We start from the raw sequence: 24963 nt of genomic DNA on the forward strand, positions 1-24963 counted from the left end.
AGATACATACAGAATCAACAGAAAGAGAGGGGTGCAGCACATTATGTTACCGGATCATGCCAAAATCATGGCCCTGCTTGAAGATACCGAAGAAGTTATTGGACGAAAAAAACTCCAAAAAATCGTGTACATTGGAAAAAAGCTGAACCTTCCCTTCCAGGAAAAATATACGTTCCGCATGTACGGGCCTTATTCAGAGGAGCTGACGCTGCGTCTCGAAGAGCTGTGCGGCCTTGGCCTTATTACAGAGTGCAAAGAGACAAAAGCCGGCTACTATCAGTACCGGTACGAGCTTTCAGAAGACGGGGCTTCTTTTTTGGAAAAGTTTCCGCTCGATTGGCCGGCCGAGCGGGCAAAGCCTGTACTGCAGAGCCTGAATAACCAGAGTGCCCGATTTTTAGAGCTCGTTTCCACGATGCTTTATTTTGATCACCTGCCCAATGAAGCAGTGGAAACCCGGGTGGCCGAGCTGAAAAAAAGCCAGAATTACCGCCCCGAAGAATTCAAAGAGGGCTGGGAATATATTGAATCGTTGCAGAATCAGTAAGAAAACAGGTACGATAAGGATAAGGAACGATTAAAGGAGGAGCTTTTTACGAATGAGTGAATTCAGTAAAGATAATAATAAGGGCGCTGAAAAGAAACGCGGCAGCCAGTTTAATATTTTAAGCGGGGACGCCACTAAAGGGGACGGCGGCTTTAATGCCGGCGCCCTCAGCCTCGATAATGTGACCCCCGTCTTTATCGATCCAGCGGAAGATGCGGCTTTCATTGATATGGGAGCGCTGCACGCCAGATCCGAACCGGAAAAGCGGGTGAAATTCGGGCCGGATAAAAGCAACGTGCCGGACGGCAAATTGTACTGGCTCGTATGGGTGTCCACAGAGCATGGTGAAAATGGCCCATATTATGCCGGCCTCGGCGCCTGCGAGATGCTCGTAGATAAAAAAGCCCGCCGTGCATACAAAAGTATGCCGGAGCATGTAAACAACTTGGATAAAGCAATCAAAGGACGCATAGCGATCGCGCATATGGATGAGCATTCCCGCTACATCCTGCAGGAATATCTAAAAGCATTTAACCGGAACATGTGGGACAATTCGACAGAAGAGCTGTATGAGGCTTTCCGCGGAGCGGCGGAGCAATAAAAACTGGGCGTGCGGGAATGTTTCCCGCACGTTTCGTCTGTGAAAAGAGGAGGAACGTTCATGGAAATGTGGTTTACGGAAAAACAAACGGAGCACTTCGGCATTACGGCCCGTATTACGAAAACACTGCATTCTGAGCAGACCGATTTCCAGCAGCTCGATGTAGTGGAAACAGCAGAGTTTGGAAACATGCTGCTGCTCGATGGCATGGTCATGACAACAGAAAAGGATGAGTTCGTTTATCATGAAATGATGGCCCACGTGCCGCTTGCGGCACATCCGGAGCCAAAGCATGTGCTAGTTGTCGGCGGTGGCGACGGCGGCGTTATCCGGGAAGTGCTGAAGCATCCCTCGGTAGAAGCAGCTACGCTGGTGGAAATTGACGGCCAGGTGGTGAAGTATTCAAAAAAATATCTACCTGCCATCGCCGGGGCGCTTGAGGATCCACGGGTGGACGTGCAGGTGGCCGACGGATTTATGCATATCGCAGAAAGTGAATCAGCGTATGATGTGATTATGGTAGACTCCACAGAACCGGTGGGTCCGGCCGTGAAGCTGTTTGAAAAAGGTTTTTATGAAGGAATTCACCGGGCACTAAAAGACGACGGCATCTTTGTCGCCCAGACGGACAATCCGTGGTTCCACGCGGACCTGCTTCGGACGGTGTATAACGACGTAAAAGAAATATTTCCTCATACCGACGTGTATACCGCCAACATTCCGACGTATCCGAGCGGCCTGTGGACGTTTACCATCGGTTCAAAGCAGTACAAGCCCAAAGAGGTGCACCGGCGCCGGGCTGAAGAGCTGGATACTCACTACTATACGGCGGATATACACGAAGCAGCATTTGCGCTGCCGGCTTTTGTGCAGCGTGGCCTTGAACGGAAGGAGGGGTAATGATGGACGCCTTTGATCCGGCTTATACTGGAAAGGTGTTTATCGGGAGCTCTGCTTCCTATGAGGATAGCAGCGTAGTGCTGTACGGTATGCCAATGGACTGGACGGTCAGCTTTCGGCCGGGCTCCCGTTTTGGCCCGAACCGGATCCGGGAGACCTCTATTGGCCTTGAAGAGTACAGTCCTTATCTGGATAAGCATCTGGAAAATTATTCGTATCACGATGCAGGAGACATGATGCTTCCATTCGGGAATCCGGCCAAAAGTATAGAGATTATTAAAGAAACGGCAGGCCGTTTCTTTGCAGATGGCAAATTCCCTCTTGGCATAGGCGGCGAACACCTGGTTACCTGGCCGGTTATGCAGGCGGCTTGTGTACATGATCCGTCCGTTGCTTTCATCCATATTGATGCGCATACAGACCTTCGGGAAGACTATGAAGGAGAGCCGCTGTCCCACGCCACCCCGGTGCGGAAAATCTGTGAAAAAATAGGGCCGGAAAACGTGTACTCCTACGGAGTGCGCTCCGGGGAAAAAGAAGAGTTTGATTATGCCCGCACATCCGGCATGCATTTCTCTCCGTTTGAAGTAGCAGAGCCGCTAAAGCGGGACTTGCAAGAACTGCAGGGCCGCTCGGTGTATGTATCGATTGACATTGATGTATTAGACCCGGCGCATGCTCCGGGCACGGGGACGGCAGAAGCTGGCGGCATTACGTCAAAAGAACTGCTGGAGGCCATTCATGCAATTGCTGCTTCCGGAGTTCATGTGGTCGGGGCCGATATTGTAGAAATTTCCCCGCCTTACGATAGCGGCGACCAGACCGCAATTGTGGCCGGAAAATGCATTCGGGAAATGCTTCTTGGCTGGACAAAATAGAAGTTCTGGCCATTAGAAAGTCCGGCAAGCCCCTACGAGGCCTGCCGGACTTTTATTTATGCCAGACGAACGGGAAGCTCCGTGAGGCCGCGCATGAGTATGCCGGGGCGCCACTCCAGTTCAGCAGAAGACGTATCCAGCTGGAGTTCAGGAAAGCGTTCGAGCAGCGTATTTACAGCGACTTCCGTTTCAACTCTGGCAAGCGGGGCCCCGAGACAGAAATGCATGCCTTTACCAAAAGCAAGATGTTTGCTTTGGCCGCGGGTAATGTCGAAAACGTCCGGATCCTCAAATGCTTCGGGATCGCGATTGGCTGCATCGAGAGCGACAAGCACGTGGTCCCCTTTCTGGATTGTCTTTCCCTGGATTTCTACGGTTTCAGCGGCCCAGCGGTCGGTGCTGAATTCAACAGGCCCCTCGAAACGGAGCATTTCTTCAATGGCCGGGCGGATGAGCCCGGGCTGCTGCCGTAACGTGCGCATCTGCTCCGGATGCGTCATTAAAGCAAATAGGCCATTTGAAATGAGGTTTACCGTTGTTTCATGCCCGGCGATAATTAACAGCGAAACGACGCCGTAAAGCTCCTGCTCGGAAAGACGGTCGCCTGCTTCCTCTGCCTGGATGAGTTTACTGACCATGTCATCCTCCGGGTGTTCCCGTCTGGTGGCTATCCATTCCCTAAGATAGGAAGTGAATTCCTCCGTATGCTGCTGAATTTTTTCAGCCTTTCCCGGGTCGTTGGACGCTTCGACGAGAGTGTTGGACCAGGTCCGGAATTTATCTCTGTCCTCGCTTGGCACGCCAAGCATTTCGCAAATAACAATGATCGGAAGCGGAAAAGCAAAATCGTCGATAATATCGATTTGGGAGCGGCCCTGCATATCATCAATCAGTTCATTTGCAATTTCTGTAATCCTGCCCCGGAGCTCTTCGATCATTTTTGGTGTAAATGCCTGCTGAACGAGTCCGCGCAGTCTTTTATGATCCGGCGGGTCCGCAAAAAGCATATTTTGCGAAAAAATATTTTTCTGTGCTTCAGCGCGTTCTGCTTCATTTAAAAAAACAGTGAAATCCTTAATGAAACGTGTGTCTTTTAGAACAGCAACAGCATCTTCGTACCGGGTGATGATCCATGCGTAATGGCCATCGGGCATTAAGGCCTGGTGTACCGGGTCATGCTGGCGGAGAGATTGAAAGGCAGGGTACGGGTTCTGGTTAAAGGCGTGGGTGAACAAGCCGGCATCTTTGCTGTTGAACTCATTATTCATTGTAATCGGCTCCTTTATAGTAGGCTTGACAAGAAAGCATCCGCGCATTTAAAGAGACGGGGACAGGTTAATGTTATTCCCGTTTTTTCGAAAGCGTCATCATTGTTGTTTGAAGAAGAAACAATTAGAATGTAGGAAAATCCATCCCTTGCGGAGGTAGAGCAAATTATGATCTATCATGAATGGAAGCGTAAATGGAATGAACTCGAATGCCGCCGGCTATACCGCAACGATGATTTAGAAAAAGATAAACATGGCTACATTGCTTATGAACGGGAGCTTCCGTTTTTCAAAAGCTATCGAAGCCGTGCATTCTATGTGGCTGATGCGCCCCTTTATATTGAACAGCGGGCTGAGGCGGAGGAACGGGAAGCAAAAGCAATCACGCGCCGTTTTCCGGAAAAATTCCGTGAGCAGAAAGAGGACGCCGACCGGCTCATCCGGGCGGACTACCGGCTGCTGCTTTACCGCCGTCTATACGAAGGAAGGGTGCCGTACGTATTGATGTCCCCCCGGCAGATGAACGCATGGCTGCAGAAGGAAGAGGCATTCCAGCTGCAGCTGACAGCGCTGAGCACCGAAGAGGGGCCGCTTCAAAGCCTTTCCTTTTTGAAAAAGCAGATGGGAAACAAAAATTACCGTAAATGGTTCGGGCAGCGCCGGAAGGAATGGGAGAAAACAAAAAAACAGGATACAATGGATCTGCTTTCTTTGTCTCCGTACCGGTCACGCCAGCGGGAAGAAAAGAAAATATAACCGCAGTCAGCAGCCTGTTTAAATGTACGGAGCAACGGCTTCGCGGTGTGTGTGCACATCTATACTGCTGCCGGAAATGATAAGGACGGCGGGACCGTTAACGGTTACGAGCCCGTCTAAAAGAGCGCCAGCACCAACGGCAGCTGCGCCTTCGACGACCATTTTATGCTTATCATATAAAAATCCCATGCCCCGGGCGATCGTGTCTTCATGCAGCCGGAGACGCTGGTCAGCATAGTGCTGAACCATGGAAAAAGTATACTGGTTTTCCAAGCCAATGCCTCCAAGCAGACTGTCGGCAAGGGTAGGGGCCTCCGGCACCAAGGTCGGCTTGCCGATGTTCAGGCTCTCATCCATAGCAGCCCCTTCCCGGAGAGACAAACCGACAAGCTCAAGATCAGAGATTTGTTCCTTTAAGGCAAGCCCAAGGCCGGAAAGCAGGCCGCCGCCGGACAGCCCGGTGAGCACGTGCTTCACGGAGGGCAGGTGTTCGATGATTTCGAGTCCCATCGTTGCCTGTCCGGCAATGACGGAAGGGTGGTCAAAAGGGGGGATAAGAGTCAGTCCTTCCTCCTCCACGAGGCGGGCACTGACTTCTCCCGCTTCGTCCTGGCCGCTGCCTTCTACATGCAGCTCAGCGCCGCTTGCTTTGAGGGCCTCAATTTTATTTGCCGGCACGTTTTCTGAAACACATACGACAGCGCGGATGCCGAGAGCGGCGGCTGCGGTGGCCACCGCGAAGCCGTGATTACCGGTGGAAAACGTAACCACGCCCTGGGCACGTTGATCTGCAGGCAGGGAGCGAATCATGTTAGTTGCCCCCCGGAGCTTAAAGGAGCCTGTCACGTGCATTTGTTCAAGTTTTAAATAGACGGGCTGGCCTGTAATCTTTGTCAGCGGCTGTGAAAAAAGAAGCGGTGTTTCGGGAAGTACCGGACGTAGACGCTGTCTTGCTTCCCAAGCGTGCTGAAGTGTTAACATAGAATCATCTCCTGCTGCAGCAAAAATAATAATTATACTTATTTAAACATAAGCGGAGAAGCGAAAACAATATGCTCTGGCAGACGTTTGCCAGATGGCGGATAGGGAACACTCAAATAGAAGCGTGCGTAGAAAGGATGAAGTAGTGTGAGAGTTGGGTTTATTGGAACAGGAATTATGGGCTCAAACATGGCAAAAAATTTAATGGATGCCGGGGAGAAGGTTACGATTTACAACCGTACCAAGCAGAAGGCACAGCACCTGCTCGATGCAGGAGCTGGATGGAGGGAAACGCCGAGAGAGCTGGTTTCCAAGGTGGATGTCGTATTCACCATGCTGTCGAACCCTGAAGCAGTAGAGGAAATCGCAAATAGCGTTGACGGTCTGTTTGCCGGCGAAACGAGCCGGAAAATATGGGTGGATATGAGCACAGTTAACCCCGGATTTACCCGGCAGATGGCCAAAACTGCAAAAATGAAAGAAATGCGCCTGGTGGATGCGCCGGTATCCGGATCTAAAGGCCCCGCTGAAAAGGGCGAGCTGGTGTTTCTTGCCGGCGGCCGTGAGGAGGATGTACAAAAGGTACAGCCGCTTCTCGAAATTATGGGCAAAAATGTCCACTATATGGGAGGCACCGGGAGCGGGTCCGCGATGAAAATGTCCGTGAATTTAACGCTGATGCATGCGATGACCAGTTTATCGGAAGGACTGCACGCAGCGGAAGGGCTCGGGCTCGACAAGGAGCAGGCGCTTGATGTGCTGCTCCAGGTGCCGACGACAGCACCTGCCGTAGCCGGAAAGCGGGACATGCTTTTGAGCGGCAGCTATGAAACTCAGTTTCCATTGAAGCATGCCTATAAGGATTTACACCTGCTTGAGGAATCAGCCTACCAGGCTGGCATTTCTCTGCCCGTCACCGGCTCGGTGCGGGAGGCTTATGCGCTGGCAAAGCAGTATGGCATGGGCGATGAAGACTTTGCGGCAGTATATCAGCTGCTGTCTAAAGGAAGCGAATAAAAAAAACCCCGACAGTCCTTTTTATTAGGTCTGCCGGGGTTTTTTACTATTTGGCCGGGGCGTTGCTCTGCTGTTCTTCGTTTGCGGCCCGGGTCATTTCCTTTTCTCTTTTTGGAGAGCTTAAGAAAAGAGAAAGTACCAGAGCTACAAAGGCAAGAGCCGTGCTTCCCATAAAGGCCCATTCAAATCCTGCTACCTGCGCGAGCTGGGGAGCCGCTTCTGCGGAGGTCGAGGCGTCAGGCTGGTATTGCTGGGCGCCTAAGGCTACAAATGTAACCAAAAGAGCCGTGCCGATAGAAGCTGAAATTTGCTGCAACGTATTCGCCATAGCTGAACCGTGGGCATACCATCTCATCGGCAGCTGGTTTAACGCCGAGGTCATTACCGGCATCAAAGCGCAGGCGAGCCCGAACATACGGATGGCATACACGATGGTTAAATACGTAAACGACGTTTCCAGGGAAAGATTTGTAAACATAAAAGTAGTAATAGTGACAATGGAAAGGCCAGTGATGGCAAGCCACTTTGCCCCGAAGGCGTCAAACAGGCGACCGGTAATCGGCGACATGATCCCAATCACAATCGCTCCCGGCAGCAGCATTAAGCCTGATTCAAGCGGCGTAAAGCCTAAAACGTTCTGCATGAACAGCGGCAGAAGCGTTTCTGCTCCTATTAATGAAATCAACACGGCCATCGTGATTCCAATGGCGAGGCTGAATATTTTAAATTGAAACACGCGGAATTCGAGCATCGGCGACTTTAACGTAAATTGGCGCCAGATAAACAATCCGATAATCAAGGCACCGACGATCACGGCGGTGAGAACGGTTGGGCTGCTCCATCCACTTTCTGAAGCCGTGCCGAAGCCGTATAAAAAGGAACCAAAGCCAAATGAAGAAAGAATGATGGATAACACATCAATCTTCGGGCTGCCCAGTTCGGTTACATTTTTCAAAAAGATGGCACCTGTAATAATTGTCAGCGCGACGATTGGAAGCACGGTAATAAACAAGGCCCTCCAAGGAAAGTGCTCAAGAAGAAAGCCAGAGAGCGTTGGCCCAATAGCGGGCCCGAACGAAATAACAATTCCGATCATGCCCATCGCTGTGCCTCGGCGTTCCACTGGAATGATGGCCAAAAGCACCGTCATTAAAAGCGGAAGCATAATGCCTGAACCCGAAGCCTGAATGACGCGTCCGAAGAGAAGCACCGGAAACGACGGGGCGATGGCGGCGATGGCAGTACCAACCCCGAAAAGGCTGATAGCGGTTAAAAATAAACCTCTGGTGGTAAAGCGTTCGATTAAAAAGGCGGAAATCGGAATCATAATGCCATTTGTCATTAAGAAGGCTGTGGTCAGCCACTGGACGGTCCCCTGGGTGACTCCGAGAGCGTCCTGAATTGAAGGGAGGGCAGTGGCAAGCAGTGTTTCATTGATAATTCCCATGAAGGCGCCGAGCAGCAGAGCCGTAATCATAGCTGCTTTTTGCCCGGTGGGGATATCCCAAGATGAAGAACTCATAATACGTGTTTCTCTCCTTTCCATGCGCTCCATTTTACACTTAGCTTCTGCGTATGTGTATGGAGAACCGCGTGGTGCTGCAGTTGGTGTAGTAAGGCGTCGATCAAGAATTCCCGTGGTATATCCGCTTTGAATTCCTTGTGAAGCATGTCGGTCGTCTGGAGCGTTTTTTCAGGCAAATCACCCTGCGAATAACGGGATTTTACAAATAAGAGCAGTGCCTCGGCTTCGCAGCGAATACTTTCCATGCCCTGTACGGGTTCATCTCCACCGGCCCACCCTCTGGGAAGCTGGGCCTGTAAATCACTGTCATCTTTTACGATGGAGTGAAGCCTCTCGACAATAAAGGCAGATAATTGATTCAGCGGAAGGGTGGGAGCATGCCAGGTCATGAGTGTTAAATAGGAGTGCATGATGCCTTCGAGGATGACAGCCAAATCGCTGACATAAGGACGCACCCGGGGGCCAAAAGCTTCTAAAAGCGATTGTTCATGCCATTCCTGAAAAAAGCGGCGCATACGGTTTAAGTAGTTGGAAATTTTGTTTTCCGTATGGGGAGGAAATTCTGTAAAGAGCATCTGAAAAAGTGGACGGTACTCCGTGAATTTTTCCAGCTCGATGCGTATTTTGCCTTCAAGCCGCTTGAGTTCAGGTTCATGCTGCTTTCCCTGATAATTTTCGGCCTCATGGAGCATGTTTTCGTGCACTTTACGCAGCAGTTCCAAAAGCATCGCTTCCTTAGAGTCGAAATGCTTGTAAAAACCGCCTTTAGATATACCGCAGGCCGCTGTAATGTGCTGAATGGAAGTGGAGTGAAATCCCTGCTGCACAAACAGCTGCAGAGCTGCGTCCAAAAGTTCGTCCTTGCGCTCTGTCATGCAATGTTCGGCCCCCTTTTGACTGATTGGTTACTTTTAGTGAACGTTTAGTCACAAAGAGTATCGTAGCATTTGCTATGCGAGGAATCAAGTAATGAGCTTGGAGGTTTTAAATAAAAAAACCTGCCGGCAAAGCGGCAGATTTATGCATCTAAATAATCGACACCACGTTCGGTGAGCTCTTTTGTACCATGCCGCAGATGTAAATATACGAGCAGCAGCGCAAGTCCTGAGGCAGAAAGAATTCCTCCGGCTCCAAGCAGAGTGATCCATTGCCAGGGGGCAGTGTTCCATAAAGGAAGAAAAGCTGGTTCGGGACCACTCCATTTGGCCTGCAGGGAAAGGCCAGCGCTTAAAAGCATCCAGGCAGGTATAAAGAAAAGAAGAAGATACAGCATGTTAAGAAAAAAGGAAATGACGCCAGTATCAAACCGCACTCGCTTTTGCGGGTTTTTCTCATCATATGTGCCTCCGGAAGCGCCAGCCCAGATACCCGAAGCTGCAGCGACAGCTGTGAGGGAAAGCGTCAGTACTAGTCCGGCGAAAAATAATATAATGTTCCATCCGAAGACGAGAAAGGCCAGCAGCTCTAAGCCTGCGAGCGTCATTCCTGTCATAATCCAGTGAGCCAGAAACTTCCCGAGGACAATCTGCCGGGGAGTGACGGGAAGAACCCGAAGCATCCAGCGGGACTCACCTTCTCTGCCAAACGCGGCAGCGGCAAACTGCTGCAGGCCCAGTAAAATGGCAGGGCCGAGCATAACGTGCACACTGCTCCAGGCAGAGGCGGGATTTGCCCAGGGCGAAGCAAGCGCTGAGCCGCTGCTAAAAAAATTGATAAACATTAAAATCAGAATGAGAGCAAATGTAAAGCAGGTGGTCCACTCTTTAGGATTTCTCTGCACAGCCCGCCACTCTTTAAAGGCAATGGCATAGGGCACAGAACGGGCTTCCCCGGGACGGGTGGATTTGATTTTGTTTTTCACAGGCTCGGTTGCCCGCTGCCAGGAAGACATGTAGTGCTTCTCGGCAAACCAGAGGACCCCGAGGCTTGCGACAGCTAAAGCCCCCAGGCAGGCGGCTGTGTAAACGACTCCTGAGCCTTCCCCTTGAAAAGAAGCAAAAAGAGCTGCAGCCACCGGCTGCGTAGGCAGCCACTCAGGCGCTTCTTCAATAGTAAGAGAGGTGCTGTCGTTTTGCATGACGATATTTGGCGTCTGCGAGGCCAGGATAAACAGAGCTGCAGATATGAAGCTGATGATAGTAGTCAGCTGCTGGGCGCGGTGGGCCGGCAGAATATATACAAGAAACAGATTCAATAGAAACGAGAGACCTGCGCCCAAAACAGAAAGGCCAAAGAAAAGCAGAGCAGCGGCCGGGTAAAAGAGAACATGAGCGCCGGAAACAGCTCCAATAATAATGCACAGTCCGGTTAATAACAAAAATGAAAGCAGAGGGAAACCGGCCCATCCGGTGAAAAACTGCATGGCAAAAAGATGCCTCGAAGGAACAGGAAGCGTAAATAAAAACTCTATGTCCTTTGACCCAAACAACAATTGAAAGGTACGCGGCATAGTCACAAAGGTGATGACAGCAAGTGTGCTTAGCATCAAATAAACGATAACTGCACGTAAGCTTTCCGGGGAAAAAACATTCCCGGCCGCAGCCGCTCCAAGACCAAAGGGAATCATAATAAACAGGGCCAGGGCTATGAGAGTAATGTATAATACTTTGCGCCCGGACGGCAGAGCCTCGTATTGGTGGCGCATGGTGGTTTTCTGATAATACCAGAGCGTCTTTATCACGGAATTTCTCCTTCAGAGCCTTGAGAGACCTTTTGTGCTGTCATGCGCAGGAAGACATCTTCAAGGGTGGCTTCAGCATAACTGGCGTGCTCCTGTTTAAGGGCGTAAGGCGTGCCGGTCTGCAAAAGTCTTCCCTCATGAATGATTCCGACCCGGTCACAGAGCTGATCAGCAACGTCCAGCATATGAGTAGAGAAAAAAACAGCAGTACCGTCTGCTGCTGTCTCGCGCAGAATAGTCCGGAGGTCACGGGAGCTTTTTGGATCGAGGCCAACTGTCGGCTCATCGAGAAAAATAACGGACGGTTGATGAATCAGGGCCCCGGTTAAAGCCATTTTCTGTTTCATGCCGTGTGAATACGTTTCCATCAACCTTCCGGCGCTTTCTGTTAAATCGAATCGTTGCAGCAGGCTCCGGGCATGTTCTATCCATACGTTTTTATCGAGTTTAAATACAGAAGCAATAAACTGAAGAAATTCCCACCCGGTGAGCTTTGGATAGATATCTGGTTTATCAGGCAGGTAGGCAAGCTGCTGCTTCGCTTCGAGTGGCTGACTTTTAATCGATTTGCCATGAATACACCCGTCCCCGCCGCTTGGTTCGAGCAGGCCGGCGAGCATCCGCATGGTCGTTGTTTTACCGGCTCCGTTTGGCCCGAGAAAACCGAATATTTCATGAGCATGAACTTCGAAATTCAACGGGTGTACAGCGGTCGCCTCCTTAAAGCGTTTTGTCAGTTGTTTTGCTTCTACCGCGGGAGAATCGGGCATGTCGGGCACTCCTTTATATGATATGCTGTGGGCATACGAATAGTTATGTTCATCATAAACGATGTAGAAAATAATGGAAATGATAAAAATAAAGTGCATAAGGGGGCGGAGAGCTGAAATGACCTATGGAGAACTGGCGGATAGATTGGACCGCACATCGGACGGTGAAATGATTGGCTTTTTGATGGTGCCAAAAGCGCACCGGAAACAGAAGGAAAAAGTGAACAGCTATTTAAAGGAGCGCTACGCTGCATCAGATTCCGATTCCTTAAGAGACATTGTAGATCATTTTTGCGAAGAATACCTCGAACCGGGGGAAAGCCGGGAAATTGAGTTTTATCCAACGGAAAAATTAACATAGCCAAACGGGGGAGACGCATTGAAACCGAAAACAGTGATGAATCTGGCAACGCTTATTAATGGCATTGGCGTGTTTTTATTTATTTTAGCCGGTGTGCCAAACTGGATTCCTGCGATTTTATGCCTGTTTGGATGCACGCTGCTCGTGTTTCGCAAGCAGGCAGCAGACTGGTGGAACAAAAACATTATGAAAGAACCGGAGCAATGAAGGCAGCTGAACTAAAACAGCTGCCTTTTTGATTTACGCTGTTCGGGCATAGGTCCATTTGCGCCACAGGTATTCTATTGGCCCCTGGGAAAATTTTTTCATATACCAATGGCTGCCGGCGAGCTGAACAATATAAATAACCAGCGCGGTAATAAACCCTCCGGTAACAGAAACCTCTCCAAACAGTCCCAGTCCATATCCATGAAATAAAAGTACAGCGATAATTGTCTGCATCAGGTAGTTTGTTAAAGCAAGCCTGCCCATAGAGGCGAAAGGAAGAAGAAAATGGCGAAGACTCTGACTTTTTGCGGCCAGTACAAAAGAAGAAACGTACCACAGGGTCAGCACCGGCCCGGCAATGTAATTCAAGCCGTCTCCAAGGCCGGCACTTATTCCGCCGGGGAGGGTTATCCATTCCTGTTTAAGAGCTGTAACGACAGCATTTAAAATGAGTCCCAGCCACAGGCTGTGTATAAAGAGACGCTTCCATGTTCTCAAATGGGCTGCCGCCTCTGTGAACATATTCCGGCGCCCGAAATAAAAACCGAGCAGAAACAGCCCGAGAATAAATGGCACAGAAAACGGAAGCTGCAGTAAAACGAATATGACTTCATTACTCAGCCGGTAAGTTAAAATATCAATGTAGGATCCGTCTTTCATGGCGGAAATACCCGAAGCAACAGACCGTTCAGCGGGCTCCGGGCTCATAGAGGCGGTTCCTGCAGAAGCAGCAGTCAGAAGGAGCGTCATAAAGAATCCCGAAGCAAAGATAAGCCCGAGCGCCCAAGTTAAAACTGCTTTACTGCTTCTGTAAGTAAACATAAGCAAAAAGAAGCCGGTCACCGCGTATAAATGGAGAATATCCCCCGACCACAAAAATACGAGATGAATCGTTCCAATAAACAGCAAAAAAAGAAGCCGGCGCTGAAAAATACGGTCAGCAGAAAAGTTTTTTTCCGTCAGACGCTGGTAAAACATATAAAATCCGAGACCAAATAAAAAAGAAAACAAGGGATAAAACTTTCCAATGACAAAAAAATCCAGCAGCGTATTGACAGCCTGATCGGCTGCTGTAGTCTCTGTGAGGCTGGTGTTTACCATGTCTGCGTACTGGCTGAAGCCCAGCGCTTTAAACGCAGCCATGTTTGCCAGTATAATGCCGAGCAGGGCAAAACCACGGAGCATGTCGATCGTATGTATACGTTCTGTTAAAGCAGTTGCCTGCGGCATATGAGTGCCCCCTTCTTAGGAACTGGATACAGTATACCAAAACTACGCACAGATGAAGCAAAGGTTGCGGTAATTCCTGAAAGAAAGATTACTGGAAGAAAAATAAGGGTAGTAAGAAAGTACGGCAAATATGTCATTTCTCTACATTGATAGAGAATATAAAAATACAGGAGCGCTTTATCATATACCGATGCGCACGCCTCCCGAAACACGTTTAGAAAAGGAGAGATATATTGAGAACAATAGAAATTAACATTCTTGAAGACGAAATGCATGGCACAATTGATGAAACGCATAAGTTCAAGTTTAGTAAGATGGAAGAAAGGTCCAAAAAAAGCTTTCCCTTTGGCTTATTTAAAGGGCACGCAAAGGAGCATTCAAACGCCGCGTATCTTGAGATCTACCAGGAAGAACAGCGGGTGCTTTACTGGGAGCTGGAAGATTTTCAGGACCAGGATTCCCTCGTCTTTACCCGGGAAGGCCTGCTTGAAGAAGGAGAATGGAATCCGGAAGAACTCACGCTTGAGGGCCTGCGCGTAGAATTCTACGAACCAAAAATATAGAAATTCGTACATAAAGGGAATCCGCCTCTAAGACTGCTGCCTCTACGTCCTTGTTATGGTAATTTTCACATTTTACCACTATTTGGGAGGGGTTATCATGTTTGCTTTTTTGATCGGACTGCTGATTGGAGTTATTTTTTCCGCCATGATTTTTACGATAAAAACCCAGCGGGCCGCGCACGTCCGCACCCAGCAGGAAAGCATTCACCGGCTGCTTGCAAATGAACGGAGGAACCGCTTTGATGTACGGAGTATGAGATGAATACAGAAAAAGAACCGGGACTTGAAAAAGTTTCCGGTTTTTTTATGTGGGTTTCATTTAACAATAAAGCAAGTTAAACGCAGATTATTGAAATTAAATGATTGAACGAAGCGCCGGGGTGGGAATGTAACTATAGAATATCATTTATTAAGGTGGTATTTGTAGGCACAACGGCCGACCTTCCCGGGGAGGTAGGCCTTTATTTTTAAAACAAATACATAGGGGCTTAATCAGGGCCTTTAAATTTAATAGGGAGATATTAAGAGGAGGAGCAGGGATGGCTGAAAATCACTCAAGTGAAGATCTCAAAGAACAACAGAAGCAGTTGGGAAGCTACCTCGGAAAATTATTGCGGGATCACTTTGGGAAGGGGCCTGAATCGGTCTACGTCAGTATTGATCCTCATTGTATCGTGATGCATATTCGTAAATTTCTTTCTCCTATGGAGGAAGTGATTATGGGCCAAAGAAACCAGGAAGCGGTGGAAGAACTCCGTGAGACTATGATGGAGCAGATTCTTCCGGAAGTGAAGCACTACCTTTCCAGAACCGTGGATATAGAGGGATGGGAATTTTACTTTGACTGGAATATTGAAAACCGCTCAGGGATGATTACTGCCCTGAATTCCCAAGAACTCAAAACCAAAAAAGAGAAAAAGAAACTGGAGTATGAAGAAAATATTAAAAGAAAAGTAAATGATGTCAGTGCTAAAACAGAAAAAATTCCTGACGATATTGCAATGTATCAGGTTAACGAACGAACATTGATAGCTGTCCGGACAGGTATTTTAATTTTGATTGAAAAAGAATTAATCAATCTGGGCCACGGGGCAACCTTAAAAACAGCAAAACGCCACCTGGAAAAGCAGCTGTTAAATGAGATGCGCTTTGACAGCCTGTTCGGTACGAAGGTCCGTGATATTTTCGTCGACTGGGATTTTTATAACGATACGAGTGTGGTCGTATTTGTTACAGACCCTGTGCCGGCGGTGGAATAGCTCTATGAATATGTAAAAGCCAGACCGATACCCGGCCTGGCTTTTTTATACACCCGCAGGGTTAGCGGACGGCGACTTCGCTTTGGATTGTCTGAGCTAGACGTTCGACAATGCCTAGCTTCAGCAGACCGCTGCCCTCTGCGCTAAGTGGATAACCGAGAGGAACAGTGCGGCGAAGCAGCTGTGCATACATCTCCGGCTCAGAAATACGCCGGCCAAACCCTGATTCGGCCCAGTTAGTTACAAGAGCAAGGGCGCCGGAAACGTGGGGGGCTGCCATGGACGTACCACTTAGCCTGGCGTAAGAGCTTCCTGTATAAGTCGAAAGAATTGAAGCTCCCGGGGCCACCAGGTCAATTTCGTCATTGGTATTTGTGAACGGAGTCAACTTGGTGGAAAAGTTTACCGCCCCAACCTGAATGACTTCATTATAAGCACCTGGATATGCGAACTCTTCGGTACCTGCGTCCCCGTCTCCTTCATTTCCAGCGGCGCAGACAACAGCGATATCGGCTGCAACTGCTTCTTTGATGGCCTCATGAAGCTCAGGCACGTCCTGTGGACCGCCAAGAGACATACTGATCACGCGAACCTGTTCTTCGTTGCTGCCGCGCCAGGAGACCGCGTAGCGGACAGCCTCAATAATTCCCTGCATGCTTCCGCTCCCGGCTCCGTTCAGTGCTTTTAAAATCAGCAGCCTGGCTTTTGGTGCAACCCCGGCTATACCGAGGCCGTTGCCTGCAGCGGCGATGGTGCCGGCCACATGGGTGCCGTGGCCGTTGTTGTCTTCAATCATGGATGGGGCCCCGTAGTAGTCACTGGTGAAATTACGTCCGCCGACAATTTGATGCTGCAAATCTGGATGATCCGTCTGACAGCCGGTATCAATAACTGCGATAATATTGCCCGTTCCCTGAGACGTTTCTTTCCATTGCGATGGTGCTTCGATCATTTCCACCCCAGCTGGCACGTAAGATGTTGCAGAAACACCGCTTTCTTTCCGGAACGGAACTAAAGATACATAACTCATAATAATGCCTCCTTATTAGGCTGTAATAGCGTTACCTGGTATAAAAAGGCATGATCGAAGGGAAAAGTAAACCACTGAAAAAAACAGGACCGGGGGGACCCGGTCCTGCATCTTGTTGCGTTGTTACTCCGCCTGAGCCTGGTCAATGCATTCCTTTGCCGGCTCTGCTGCAGCAGGGACTTCTACGTCTTTCCCGTTCTTATACTTTTGGAGTATAGAAATCAGCTGGCCGCGGTTAAAGCCGGAGTCATTTTTATTTGGATTGCCGTTTGGCACTAGTTCATGAACTTCATCGATAATACATTCTTTTGTTACATTCTCAACGGGGGCTTCCGGTTCTTCAATGGCCGGTTCCCCGACTTCAAGGGCGATCCGTCCCTCTGTTTCATAATCCACGGCGCCTTCTGTTTCCATTAAGAATTCAGCATAGGTGATCATACTGTTGGTCACAAGCCCGGCGTCAGGTTGGATAATTTCTCCTTCGAAATTATAGCCGTCCCCGCCGTCCGCGAGGAAATTTGGCAGAGCGACCGAGTAGGTTTCTGTGCTTTCTACCGGCTCCCCGTCAATAGTGAGCCCGGCTCCGTTAAATGTTCCGTCTTCAGTGGTGTAAATAGTGTAGTTCAGCCCGGACGTCTGCAGGTCCACCTGCTCGCTGCGATTGTAGGACTGTTCAATTACATCCTCAAGAGCTTCCCCCGTCATATTCATTTCAACGATATTATTTCCAAACGGTTCAATGGAATAAATATCTCTTGCAGTAATTTCACCAGGCTCGATGCCAGCCCGTAGGCCACCGTTGTTATAAACAGCCACGTCTGTATCCGTAGTATAGCGCATGGAGTCGGTCCAGAAGTTACCAAGAGGGGCGTCTTCCTCATAGCGGCTGTCTCTAGACAGGCCGGTATTTGTTTCCCCGATGACTTCTCCCAGCAGTTCATCGGCTTCTGCTATATAATCATCCGCCTTCGCCTGAACGTCTTCATTCATCGCTTCTATGCTCTCGATATCATGCAGCTGTCCTTCAGTATTTGTTACTTCTCCGGTTTCATCATCCAGGGTGAAGGTCATTTCTCCAATAAAATCGAGGCTTGAACCTGCTTGGGCAATAGGGGTGCCATTTACGACAGCTGGCTCTTCAAGAACAGTGTGCGTATGACCGCCAATAATGGCATCAAAAAAGTCCACGTCCTCTGCGAGCTGCTCATCCTCGCTATAGCCTATGTGGGTGAGAGCAATAAATAGGTCTGCGTTTTCTCCAAGGGTTTCGTACGACTCTGCCACCCCTGCATAGTTGTTGTCAAAGCTAAGTCCTTCGATGCCATCAGGCGCTGTACCAGGCGGCGCCTGGGTCAATCCAAGAAGGGCAATGTCGATGCCGTTAACGTTAATTTCGTCATAGGCGGCGGGCTCTTCAATAGGAATGGAGCTGTCTTCAACTGAGGTATTGGCACTAATCCAGGTGAAATCACTGTCTGCTTCATTCCGGGCGAAGACTTCCTGACCGTAATCAAATTCATGGTTGCCGATCGTCATCGTTTCAAGTCCGACATCGTTCATTAAGTCGACCATAGGAGCGCCGTCCTGCAAATCAACTACAGGGTCACCGCTAAAAATATCTCCGGGACTGACAAACACGACGTGATCTGATTCTGCTTTTTTCTCATCAATATAGCCGGCAAGCTTTCCCATATCCTCAATGGATGAATGAATGTCATTGGCGTGAATGACTGTGACTTCCGTTTCTCCCCCGGCTGCGCCGGCATTAGCTGCAGGCAGCACAAAAGCAGCAGAAGCGCCGGCGGCAATTCCCCACCGTAAATATGAGTTGTTCATGTAATCCCCCCTGATATGTATAAAAGCACCGATTAAAATGTAAGAAAATTTTGATCTTTTGCCAATAAGCAGGAATTACTGCTTGTAAACAGAGGGGAAAAGGCAGAGGATATACCCAGGTTTCGGCAGACTAATACTACAGTCTTTGGAAAAATTTGCGTCTGCCTCCGCTATTTTTTTGCATCCAAAGTCGCGATTCTTTTAGATTATTAAGCCGGCTTTTCTGCCGGTCCTCCGCGTTTAGCCATGAATACGTAGGTTGCGAGAGCCAGGGCACTCATTAGAAAGATGGTCAGCCCCATGGGAACGGCGGTATCTTCGCCAGCAATGCCCACCATTGGGGCCGTAACGGCACCAAGCACAAATGGCAGAAGGCCTAAAAGTGCCGAAGCGCTGCCAGCGACATGGCTCTGGGTTTCCATCGCAAGGGAAAACGAAGAAGTAGCGACAAAGCCGATAGAGGTAACAAAAAACAGAATAGGGAGCACAATGCCCCAGAGCGGCCCTTCAAAAATAACGACCACAAGCAAAGCCAGACCGGCGATAAAGGCCATCACAAGTCCGGATTCAAGAAATATCTTTTCAGAGATAACAGAGGCAAAACGGCCGACCATAAACGTGCCCAGAAGAAGGCCGAGCCCGTTTAATCCAAACAGAATACTGAACACCTGCGGAGACACGCCGTATATATTTTGATAGATAAACGGGGTACCGGCCACGTAGGCAAAAATACCGCCGATCATAAACCCCTGGGAGAGAGCGTATCCTGAAAACTGCCGGTCTTTAAGAAGAGATACAAAATTGCTGAAGGTAGTCCCCAGATTGCTTGGCACGCGGTCGTCTACAGGAAGGGTCTCACCTAACCGGAACGCTGTGATCAGGAGCAGAATAGTGCCAAGTACAGAAAGCGTTAAAAAGATACCGGGCCAGCTGGTGAAAAGGAGCACTCCACTCCCTATAGAAGGGGCGAGCAGCGGCACAAGGTTGTTGACAAGCATCAACAGGGCAAACAGCTTTGTGAGTTCAGCTCCACTGCTGACATCCCGGACAATTGCCCGGGAAATAACGAGTCCGGCTGAAGCCGCAAAGCCCTGTATAAAACGTCCGGCGATCAGAATGAAAATGTTCGGCGCAAAAATGCAGGCAGCTGACGCTGCAATATAAACGATTAGTGCTATAATGAGCGGCCGGCGCCTGCCATACACATCACTGAGAGCCCCAGCGACGAGCTGGCCAACACCGAGCCCGAGCAGACAGGCCGTTAAACTCAGCTGTACGACGGAAGCACTGGTTTCATAGGAAGCGGTAATATCAGGAAGGGCGGGAAGGTACATATCAATAGTTAAAGGAATCAGTGCTGCAAGTGCTCCGAGCAGGACAACAAAGCGGGCCCGCTTGAAGCCGGTTAATTGGTTCATATATGTAAGCCGCCTTTCTAGCTGAAAATGAAATAGATGAAAATGCTCAAATCTGGTTCAGCTTACCTAAAAAAAGAAAAGATGGAAAGTTTTTTGCTCATATCATAAAAATAAAATGCTTTTACAGGTATAATTTTTGGGGAAATAAGGCGTAATGCCTCGCTTCTCCGTTATAATAAAGATAGATACTTAGGAGGAAGGCGTTATGAAAGCAAAATTAAAACACTATGCTCTGAGGCTGACAATTACGGTCGGTGCCGCTATTCTACTTCTAATGCTTTCCCGCTTTTATCTGCATCTCAACCCTGAAGATGTAAAAGGATGGATGGAAAGCATCGGGTTTTTTGGCCCTGTCGTCCTGCTGCTGTTATTTGTAATCCGGCCGTACCTGCTGATTCCTCTCCCAGTGATCGCCGTGGCCGCCGGGTTTTTGTTCGGACACTGGCTGGGAGCTGTCCTCATTTTTCTTGGAGCCGTGCTGGGCGCCACCGTTTCTTTTTTCACGAAGCGTCGTAAGGCGGGCGATTTAGACTTAGGTGATAAAAACATGGAGGAACTGGACAAAATCAAAGAAGAGCTCGAGGATCACGGGTTCAAATTTTTATTAATGCTCCGGCTCATTCCGGTGCTTCATTATGATTTATTGACCTCTCTCAGTGCTCGTCTGGATGTTGGGTGGAGGCAATACCTTGGCGCCACCGTGATCGGTACTATACCTAGGGCTGTGCTGCTGGGCTTTTTTGGCTCGAGCATTCTTTCCTTCGAGCCATTGAAAATGATTATTCTGGGTGTGGTGGCAGTGGTAATAGCTGTGCTCGGCTTTGTGCTTAAACAGAACGTAGAAAACAAATTTGATACAGAAGAATTGAAAGAAGAAACCAAACAGCTGCAGCCGCCGGTATGAACACCACCGGTCCGCAGTAAGAAGGGAAGAAAAGCATGGATCTGAAGCTTGCGGGAAAAACAGTACTGGTATTGGCATCGAGTCGGGGCCTTGGAAAAGCATCGGCCGCGGCATTTGCGAAAGAAGACGCTAATATCATGATTACGGGCCGCTCGGAGGAGAGCCTGAAAGAGGCAGAAAAAGAGCTCCTATCTCTAAGCTGCCGCGGTCGGGTTGGTTATTATGTTTGTGATATTACGAAGGAAGCAGAGATTAAAGCGCTTGTGGAACATACGATGAAAATATTCGGTGCGGTCGATGTGCTCGTCAATAACGCCGGCGGCCCTCCTGCTGGCACATTTGAGGACTTCGATGACGACGACTGGCAGAGGGCATTTGACTTAAATCTGATGAGCTTCGTGCGTGCAATACGCGCAGTGCTGCCATTGATGAAGCAAAGTGGGGGCGGACGAATCGTCAACATTACGTCTTCTTCAATGAAGCAGACGCTGGACAATTTAATTTTATCGAATACGTTCAGAGCCGGCTTGATGGGCCTTGCCAAAAGCCTGTCCCAGGAACTTGCACCACATGGCATTCTCATTAATTCCCTGGGCCCCGGAAAAATAGCCACGGACCGGGTAACAGAGATCGACGGAAGAAAGGCTGAACAGGAGAGTAAGAAAGCAGAGGACGTACGCCGGGAGTCGGAAGCAGCTATCCCGCTTGGGCGCTACGGGTATCCGGAGGAGTTTGCTGGCCAGGTCGTTTTTTACGGATCCTTCGCTAATACCTATGTCACCGGCCAGACACTGCTCGTGGACGGCGGACTGATAAAGGCGCTTTAAGGCGGGAAAATGTACCCTCTTCGCTGCCGGATAACGCTTATGCCATATTTCATATAGAAAAGCGAGAAGATGTCAGCGTCCGGCAGATAGGCTTTTGTGGCCACCCTCTCACTTCTGGCCGATTTGACGAAGCGGTTTTTAAAAGTCATGTTCTTATTATGTAACGTAAACGGGGATGCGGCTGTGAGATGTGCCAAAGTGACCTTCTCCTGGCGGTTCAGATGGATTAGGAAGAAAAATAAAGCGGAGCGCGTAACAGAAGCGCTCCGCTTGTTTTATTACTGGTCGTGGGAAATAACAATCTTGCCGAAGAAGTTTTGGCTTTTCAGGTGGCGGTAGGCTTCCTGGGCCTGTTCGAATGGATAGACTGTATCAATTACCGGCGTCAGCTGATGGGCAGCGATGGCTCGATTCATGGACTCGAACATATCCCGGCTGCCGACACCAATCGTTCTTGTGGAAGCCTTTCCGAACAGGTCGTAGTAATCGATTTTGTCCCCGGTTCTTGTAAGCACACCGATTAAAGCTACTTCTTCGCCGGGGGCGACGGCTTCAATGGATTGATGAAACGAAGCAGGGCCGACCACTTCGACGACACGATTTACGCCGCCGTTGGAGAGCTCTTCTGCCCGCTTTCCCCAGTTGGGCGTGTCGTTGTAATTGATAATGTTGTTAGAACCAAGCTCCTGCAGCTTTTTCTCTTTCCAGCTGCTCGAAGTGGTGGAAATAACACGAAGGCCGAGAATTTTCGCGAGCTGTACGGCGAAAACAGAAACGCCCCCAGTGCCAAGCGTCAGCACCGTATCTCCCGGTCCAGCCGGGGAAGGGCCGTGCAGAGCATTCCAGGCGGTCACCGCTGCGCATGGAAGCGTGGCTCCCTGCTCGTACGTCAGGTGGTCCGGCAAACGAACGAGCTCTTCGGGGTCGATCACCTTATAGTCCGTCAGCCAGCCGTTACTGTGTGTGCCATACGGCTCCATGTACGAAGGGCGCTTTCCGCCGAACCATTCCCTCGTGAAATTGCCGGCTACCCGGTCTCCGACGCGGAAGCGGCGCACATCTTCGCCTGCTTCAACAATTTCCCCAGCGCCGTCTGACAGCTGGACGAGATTTTCCCGCAGCTCTCCCGGATAACCGCCTTCGACCATAGCGAGGTCCCGGTAGTTTAAGGAAGTAGCTTTCACCCGGACGAGCACTTCTCCTCGCTGGACCTGCGGCATTGATTCTTCTGTCATCTCTAAATTCTCTATGCTTCTCGGCTCACGAAGCCGAAAAGCCCGGTTTTGTGCTGATGCCATCGTATAGCCTCCTCGGATGTTTGAACTCGAACTCCTTACTGTTCATTCCCTGGAAAACGATTTTTTAAAAGAAAGCAGCTTGATTTTAATTAAAAAAATAATTGGAAAGCAATATTAAGGGTTGTACTGTAAAAACACAAGAAACTCTATTAAGCTGAATGTATAAGAATGAATCGCGGGATTGAAGCAGGGCGGGGAGGCACATTTGAATAAGTGGGAGGTTGACATGTATAAATTAATCGCCGTAGATATGGATGGAACTATGCTGAATGATCAGCATGCATTGACGCCCGAGGTTATCCAGGCTGTCCGGAACGCAAAAACAGCCGGCATCAAAATCGTGCTGTGTACCGGGCGTCCGCTTCCGGGTGTCCAGCGTTACATTGACGAGCTGTCGCTTCGGGAAGAAGGAGACTATATTGCTGTATTTAACGGGGCGCTTGTTCAGGAGACGTTTACAAAAAAGGTTGTTAATCAGCTTGATATGCTCTATGAGGATGTCCGGGAACTTGAAGTGCTGAGCCGGGAGCTGCCAATAGCTATGCAATATTTTAGTGAAGAGCATATTTACACGCCGCAGAAGGACATTGACCGATATACCGTGCTTGATGCGTATTTAAATAATATACCGCTCCGCGTTCGTACGCTTGAAGAAGTCGGGCCCTCTGTGGCGCTGCCGAAGGTGATGTTTGTCGGTGACAAAGAAGACATCGACCGGACAGAACTTTTACTGCCGGCGGGAATTAGAGCCAGAAACGAGATTATGCGCAGTACCTCGCATTTCCTGGAATTTCTTCATCCAGAAGCAAGTAAAGGCAACGCAGTGATGGATCTGGCTGCCCGGCTCGGTATCACCCGGGAGGAAGTAATGTGCATTGGAGACAACGGCAACGATTTATCTATGATAAAGGCAGCAGGGTGCGGAGTGGCAATGGGCAACGCCATCCCGGAAATCAAGGCGGCAGCCGATATTATTACATTCACAAACAATGAAAACGGCGTGGCAGAAGCGATCAACAATGTATTGCTGCATGCCCTTTAAGTATTAAAGCCTTTATCCCATGTGGATAAAGGCTTTTGCCGTATTTCCCGGGAAATACTTTTATTCAAATGGATACCGGAAGTTCCACTGCCGGCGTGCTTCGTCCATCAGTGTCATCACATCGGAAGAGTACTGAAGGAGAGGGGCGTACTCCATGCTGGAGACAGAGCGTTCCATTTCCCGGATTTCGTAATGCAGAGCTTTTGAAGCCTCGCCCTGGGTAACGCGCTCGGTTTCTCCGTTAGTGTACTCGATGACTGCCTCGTCGGCACGCGGAAAATTCTCGACTGTAATCGCCCCTTTATCGCCAGCGATGATTCCTCTTTTGGGAAGTTTGGAGCTGAAGGAAAGCTGGACGACAGCGATTTGGCCCCGGTTGTTTTTTAGGACGATGCCGGATTGGTCATCCACGCCGCTCCCCGCCATTTCCCCAATGGTTGTTATCTCAGTGGGCTGCTCTTCAAGGAAAAAACGGGAGAAAGAGAGGGCATAGACACCGATATCGAGCATCGCGCCCCCGGCGAGATCCGGGTTAAAGAAGCGGTTGGTCGTGTCATACTCTTTAATAGTGCCAAACGTCACGTTAATAGAGCGCACGTTGCCAATTACCCCATCTGCGATTTTTTGCTGAAGCTCCCGGTGAAGCGGGTGGTAATACAGCGTCACTGCTTCAAGCAGCACCAGGCTCCGTTCGGAAGCGAGTGCTGTCAGTTCGTCGAGCTGCTGCTTGTTAACGGTGATCGCCTTTTCGCAAAACACATGCTTCCCGCTTTCGAGACAATGCCTGGCGATCTCATAATGGTTCGTATGGGGAGTGGCGATATAGACGATATCAAGCGCTTCGTCTTCGAGGCATCTGTCTAGCGAGTCAAAAGGATGCTCAATGTTAAAATCACTTGCAAAGCTTTCAGCTTTATCCATTGTGCGGGAGCAGACAGAATGTATCCCGCCTTGCTCATCGTTTAATGCTTCAGCAAATTTCCCGGCAATATTGCCGGTGCCGATAATGCCCCAGTTAAAGCTCATACGCCTCACACCTTTTCATTTAGTAGTTTACCCGGCTAT

26 protein-coding genes are annotated in these 24963 nt (G+C 49.5%); 14 read left to right on the top strand and 12 right to left on the bottom strand.

Annotated elements, in window-relative coordinates; translation table 11 throughout:
• Window positions 1–43: 43 nt before the first annotated feature.
• The 4 genes from B5066_RS03445 to speB are packed head-to-tail and all read left to right on the top strand — an operon-like array spanning window position 44 to window position 2926.
• Window positions 44–547 (top strand): YwgA family protein, encoded by a 504-nt coding sequence (locus tag B5066_RS03445; RefSeq protein ID WP_079474561.1) that lies wholly within the window; start codon window positions 44–46, stop codon window positions 545–547.
• Window positions 548–599: 52 nt separating this feature from the next.
• Window positions 600–1148, top strand: coding sequence for a YwhD family protein (locus tag B5066_RS03450; protein WP_079474562.1), 549 nt, complete (start codon window positions 600–602; stop codon window positions 1146–1148).
• Window positions 1149–1208: 60 nt separating this feature from the next.
• The gene (speE, locus tag B5066_RS03455) at window positions 1209–2048 is read left to right on the top strand and encodes a polyamine aminopropyltransferase (protein WP_079474563.1); all 840 of its coding nucleotides are present in this window, start codon (window positions 1209–1211) and stop codon (window positions 2046–2048) included.
• A 2-nt stretch (window positions 2049–2050) separates the two neighbouring features.
• The gene (gene speB / locus B5066_RS03460) at window positions 2051–2926 is read left to right on the top strand and encodes an agmatinase (protein ID WP_079474564.1); all 876 of its coding nucleotides are present in this window, start codon (window positions 2051–2053) and stop codon (window positions 2924–2926) included.
• A 56-nt stretch (window positions 2927–2982) separates the two neighbouring features.
• Here speB and B5066_RS03465 read toward each other — a convergent pair whose 3' ends face one another.
• Window positions 2983–4194 carry a cytochrome P450 family protein gene (locus B5066_RS03465; protein WP_079474565.1) on the bottom strand — a complete coding sequence of 404 codons (1212 nt, stop codon included), beginning with the start codon at window positions 4192–4194 and terminating at the stop codon, window positions 2983–2985.
• A gap of 168 nt (window positions 4195–4362) precedes the next feature.
• Between B5066_RS03465 and B5066_RS03470 the strand changes: the two genes are divergently transcribed.
• Complete coding sequence (locus B5066_RS03470; protein ID WP_079474566.1) at window positions 4363–4950, top strand: hypothetical protein; 588 nt, start codon at window positions 4363–4365, stop codon at window positions 4948–4950.
• Between the two features lie 18 nt (window positions 4951–4968).
• Here B5066_RS03470 and eutB read toward each other — a convergent pair whose 3' ends face one another.
• Window positions 4969–5931 carry a hydroxyectoine utilization dehydratase EutB gene (gene eutB, locus B5066_RS03475; protein WP_079474567.1) on the bottom strand — a complete coding sequence of 321 codons (963 nt, stop codon included), beginning with the start codon at window positions 5929–5931 and terminating at the stop codon, window positions 4969–4971.
• Between the two features lie 147 nt (window positions 5932–6078).
• Between eutB and B5066_RS03480 the strand changes: the two genes are divergently transcribed.
• Window positions 6079–6948, top strand: a complete 870-nt coding sequence (locus B5066_RS03480; RefSeq protein ID WP_079474568.1) for an NAD(P)-dependent oxidoreductase — start codon at window positions 6079–6081, stop codon at window positions 6946–6948.
• Between the two features lie 46 nt (window positions 6949–6994).
• Here the strand turns inward: B5066_RS03480 and B5066_RS03485 are convergent, their stop codons facing one another.
• The 4 genes from B5066_RS03485 to B5066_RS03500 all read right to left on the bottom strand — a co-directional run bounded on the left by B5066_RS03485 (window position 6995) and on the right by B5066_RS03500 (window position 11923).
• A complete protein-coding gene (locus B5066_RS03485) occupies window positions 6995–8470 on the bottom strand; it encodes an MDR family MFS transporter (protein ID WP_079474569.1) in 1476 nt (491 codons plus the stop codon).
• On the bottom strand, window positions 8467–9348 hold the full coding sequence (locus B5066_RS03490) for a TetR/AcrR family transcriptional regulator (protein WP_079474570.1): 882 nt from the start codon (window positions 9346–9348) through the stop codon (window positions 8467–8469). Before B5066_RS03490 ends, B5066_RS03485 begins: the two co-directional genes overlap by 4 nt.
• Before the next feature lie 143 nt (window positions 9349–9491).
• Window positions 9492–11153, bottom strand: coding sequence for a putative ABC transporter permease subunit (locus B5066_RS03495; protein WP_079474571.1), 1662 nt, complete (start codon window positions 11151–11153; stop codon window positions 9492–9494).
• Complete coding sequence (locus B5066_RS03500; RefSeq protein ID WP_079474572.1) at window positions 11150–11923, bottom strand: ABC transporter ATP-binding protein; 774 nt, start codon at window positions 11921–11923, stop codon at window positions 11150–11152. Before B5066_RS03500 ends, B5066_RS03495 begins: the two co-directional genes overlap by 4 nt.
• 118 nt (window positions 11924–12041) lie before the next feature.
• On the opposite strand from B5066_RS03500, the gene B5066_RS03505 reads away from it, so the two are divergent.
• Complete coding sequence (locus B5066_RS03505; protein ID WP_079474573.1) at window positions 12042–12284, top strand: hypothetical protein; 243 nt, start codon at window positions 12042–12044, stop codon at window positions 12282–12284.
• An 18-nt stretch (window positions 12285–12302) separates the two neighbouring features.
• Entirely contained in the window at window positions 12303–12491 is a 189-nt protein-coding gene (locus tag B5066_RS03510) for a hypothetical protein (protein ID WP_079474574.1), read from the top strand.
• A gap of 33 nt (window positions 12492–12524) precedes the next feature.
• On the opposite strand, the gene B5066_RS03515 is transcribed toward B5066_RS03510, so the two are convergent.
• Window positions 12525–13721 (bottom strand): DUF418 domain-containing protein, encoded by a 1197-nt coding sequence (locus B5066_RS03515; protein WP_079474575.1) that lies wholly within the window; start codon window positions 13719–13721, stop codon window positions 12525–12527.
• 233 nt (window positions 13722–13954) lie between these two features.
• Between B5066_RS03515 and B5066_RS03520 the strand changes: the two genes are divergently transcribed.
• From B5066_RS03520 to B5066_RS03525, 3 genes are all read left to right on the top strand, one after another.
• The gene (locus tag B5066_RS03520; protein WP_079474576.1) at window positions 13955–14284 is read left to right on the top strand and encodes a hypothetical protein; all 330 of its coding nucleotides are present in this window, start codon (window positions 13955–13957) and stop codon (window positions 14282–14284) included.
• Window positions 14285–14381: 97 nt separating this feature from the next.
• Window positions 14382–14546, top strand: a complete 165-nt coding sequence (locus B5066_RS16660) for a hypothetical protein (protein WP_158219090.1) — start codon at window positions 14382–14384, stop codon at window positions 14544–14546.
• A gap of 277 nt (window positions 14547–14823) precedes the next feature.
• Window positions 14824–15543, top strand: a complete 720-nt coding sequence (locus B5066_RS03525) for a Na-translocating system protein MpsC family protein (protein ID WP_079474577.1) — start codon at window positions 14824–14826, stop codon at window positions 15541–15543.
• Window positions 15544–15604: 61 nt separating this feature from the next.
• Here B5066_RS03525 and B5066_RS03530 read toward each other — a convergent pair whose 3' ends face one another.
• The 3 genes from B5066_RS03530 to B5066_RS03540 all read right to left on the bottom strand — a co-directional run bounded on the left by B5066_RS03530 (window position 15605) and on the right by B5066_RS03540 (window position 19827).
• Window positions 15605–16573 carry a S8 family peptidase gene (locus tag B5066_RS03530; protein ID WP_079474578.1) on the bottom strand — a complete coding sequence of 323 codons (969 nt, stop codon included), beginning with the start codon at window positions 16571–16573 and terminating at the stop codon, window positions 15605–15607.
• Window positions 16574–16696: 123 nt separating this feature from the next.
• Window positions 16697–18409 (bottom strand): bifunctional metallophosphatase/5'-nucleotidase, encoded by a 1713-nt coding sequence (locus B5066_RS03535; protein ID WP_079474579.1) that lies wholly within the window; start codon window positions 18407–18409, stop codon window positions 16697–16699.
• Between the two features lie 209 nt (window positions 18410–18618).
• On the bottom strand, window positions 18619–19827 hold the full coding sequence (locus tag B5066_RS03540; protein ID WP_079474580.1) for a multidrug effflux MFS transporter: 1209 nt from the start codon (window positions 19825–19827) through the stop codon (window positions 18619–18621).
• A gap of 205 nt (window positions 19828–20032) precedes the next feature.
• Here B5066_RS03540 and B5066_RS03545 point away from each other — a divergent pair, with 205 nt between their 5' ends.
• Together B5066_RS03545 and B5066_RS03550 are read left to right on the top strand one after the other, a co-directional pair.
• Window positions 20033–20731, top strand: a complete 699-nt coding sequence (locus tag B5066_RS03545; RefSeq protein WP_079474581.1) for a TVP38/TMEM64 family protein — start codon at window positions 20033–20035, stop codon at window positions 20729–20731.
• Window positions 20732–20766: 35 nt separating this feature from the next.
• The gene (locus B5066_RS03550; protein ID WP_079474582.1) at window positions 20767–21558 is read left to right on the top strand and encodes an SDR family oxidoreductase; all 792 of its coding nucleotides are present in this window, start codon (window positions 20767–20769) and stop codon (window positions 21556–21558) included.
• A 278-nt stretch (window positions 21559–21836) separates the two neighbouring features.
• Here B5066_RS03550 and B5066_RS03560 read toward each other — a convergent pair whose 3' ends face one another.
• Window positions 21837–22856: a zinc-dependent alcohol dehydrogenase family protein gene (locus B5066_RS03560; RefSeq protein ID WP_079474584.1), complete on the bottom strand. Its 1020-nt coding sequence runs from the start codon at window positions 22854–22856 to the stop codon at window positions 21837–21839.
• A 226-nt stretch (window positions 22857–23082) separates the two neighbouring features.
• Here B5066_RS03560 and yidA point away from each other — a divergent pair, with 226 nt between their 5' ends.
• Window positions 23083–23898, top strand: a complete 816-nt coding sequence (gene yidA, locus B5066_RS03565) for a sugar-phosphatase (protein WP_079474585.1) — start codon at window positions 23083–23085, stop codon at window positions 23896–23898.
• Window positions 23899–23958: 60 nt separating this feature from the next.
• Here yidA and B5066_RS03570 read toward each other — a convergent pair whose 3' ends face one another.
• Entirely contained in the window at window positions 23959–24924 is a 966-nt protein-coding gene (locus B5066_RS03570) for a Gfo/Idh/MocA family protein (protein WP_079474586.1), read from the bottom strand.
• Window positions 24925–24963 lie beyond the last annotated feature (39 nt).

This window comes from Marinococcus halophilus (assembly GCF_900166605.1).
GTDB lineage: Bacteria > Bacillota > Bacilli > Bacillales > Marinococcaceae > Marinococcus > Marinococcus halophilus.

What these genes read in the sequence shown, in the direction of transcription:
- B5066_RS03445 (WP_079474561.1), top strand. Translation starts at nt 44, where the DNA reads ATGTTACCGGATCATGCCAAAATCATGGCCCTGCTTGAAGATACCGAA.
- B5066_RS03450 (WP_079474562.1), top strand. Translation starts at nt 600, where the DNA reads ATGAGTGAATTCAGTAAAGATAATAATAAGGGCGCTGAAAAGAAACGC.
- speE (WP_079474563.1), top strand. Translation starts at nt 1,209, where the DNA reads ATGGAAATGTGGTTTACGGAAAAACAAACGGAGCACTTCGGCATTACG.
- speB (WP_079474564.1), top strand. Translation starts at nt 2,051, where the DNA reads ATGGACGCCTTTGATCCGGCTTATACTGGAAAGGTGTTTATCGGGAGC.
- B5066_RS03465 (WP_079474565.1), bottom strand. Translation starts at nt 4,194, where the DNA reads ATGAATAATGAGTTCAACAGCAAAGATGCCGGCTTGTTCACCCACGCC.
- B5066_RS03470 (WP_079474566.1), top strand. Translation starts at nt 4,363, where the DNA reads ATGATCTATCATGAATGGAAGCGTAAATGGAATGAACTCGAATGCCGC.
- eutB (WP_079474567.1), bottom strand. Translation starts at nt 5,931, where the DNA reads ATGTTAACACTTCAGCACGCTTGGGAAGCAAGACAGCGTCTACGTCCG.
- B5066_RS03485 (WP_079474569.1), bottom strand. Translation starts at nt 8,470, where the DNA reads ATGAGTTCTTCATCTTGGGATATCCCCACCGGGCAAAAAGCAGCTATG.
- B5066_RS03490 (WP_079474570.1), bottom strand. Translation starts at nt 9,348, where the DNA reads ATGACAGAGCGCAAGGACGAACTTTTGGACGCAGCTCTGCAGCTGTTT.
- B5066_RS03500 (WP_079474572.1), bottom strand. Translation starts at nt 11,923, where the DNA reads ATGCCCGATTCTCCCGCGGTAGAAGCAAAACAACTGACAAAACGCTTT.
- B5066_RS03505 (WP_079474573.1), top strand. Translation starts at nt 12,042, where the DNA reads ATGACCTATGGAGAACTGGCGGATAGATTGGACCGCACATCGGACGGT.
- B5066_RS03515 (WP_079474575.1), bottom strand. Translation starts at nt 13,721, where the DNA reads ATGCCGCAGGCAACTGCTTTAACAGAACGTATACATACGATCGACATG.
- B5066_RS16660 (WP_158219090.1), top strand. Translation starts at nt 14,382, where the DNA reads ATGTTTGCTTTTTTGATCGGACTGCTGATTGGAGTTATTTTTTCCGCC.
- B5066_RS03525 (WP_079474577.1), top strand. Translation starts at nt 14,824, where the DNA reads ATGGCTGAAAATCACTCAAGTGAAGATCTCAAAGAACAACAGAAGCAG.
- B5066_RS03530 (WP_079474578.1), bottom strand. Translation starts at nt 16,573, where the DNA reads ATGAGTTATGTATCTTTAGTTCCGTTCCGGAAAGAAAGCGGTGTTTCT.
- B5066_RS03535 (WP_079474579.1), bottom strand. Translation starts at nt 18,409, where the DNA reads ATGAACAACTCATATTTACGGTGGGGAATTGCCGCCGGCGCTTCTGCT.
- B5066_RS03540 (WP_079474580.1), bottom strand. Translation starts at nt 19,827, where the DNA reads ATGAACCAATTAACCGGCTTCAAGCGGGCCCGCTTTGTTGTCCTGCTC.
- B5066_RS03545 (WP_079474581.1), top strand. Translation starts at nt 20,033, where the DNA reads ATGAAAGCAAAATTAAAACACTATGCTCTGAGGCTGACAATTACGGTC.
- B5066_RS03550 (WP_079474582.1), top strand. Translation starts at nt 20,767, where the DNA reads ATGGATCTGAAGCTTGCGGGAAAAACAGTACTGGTATTGGCATCGAGT.
- B5066_RS03560 (WP_079474584.1), bottom strand. Translation starts at nt 22,856, where the DNA reads ATGGCATCAGCACAAAACCGGGCTTTTCGGCTTCGTGAGCCGAGAAGC.
- yidA (WP_079474585.1), top strand. Translation starts at nt 23,083, where the DNA reads ATGTATAAATTAATCGCCGTAGATATGGATGGAACTATGCTGAATGAT.
- B5066_RS03570 (WP_079474586.1), bottom strand. Translation starts at nt 24,924, where the DNA reads ATGAGCTTTAACTGGGGCATTATCGGCACCGGCAATATTGCCGGGAAA.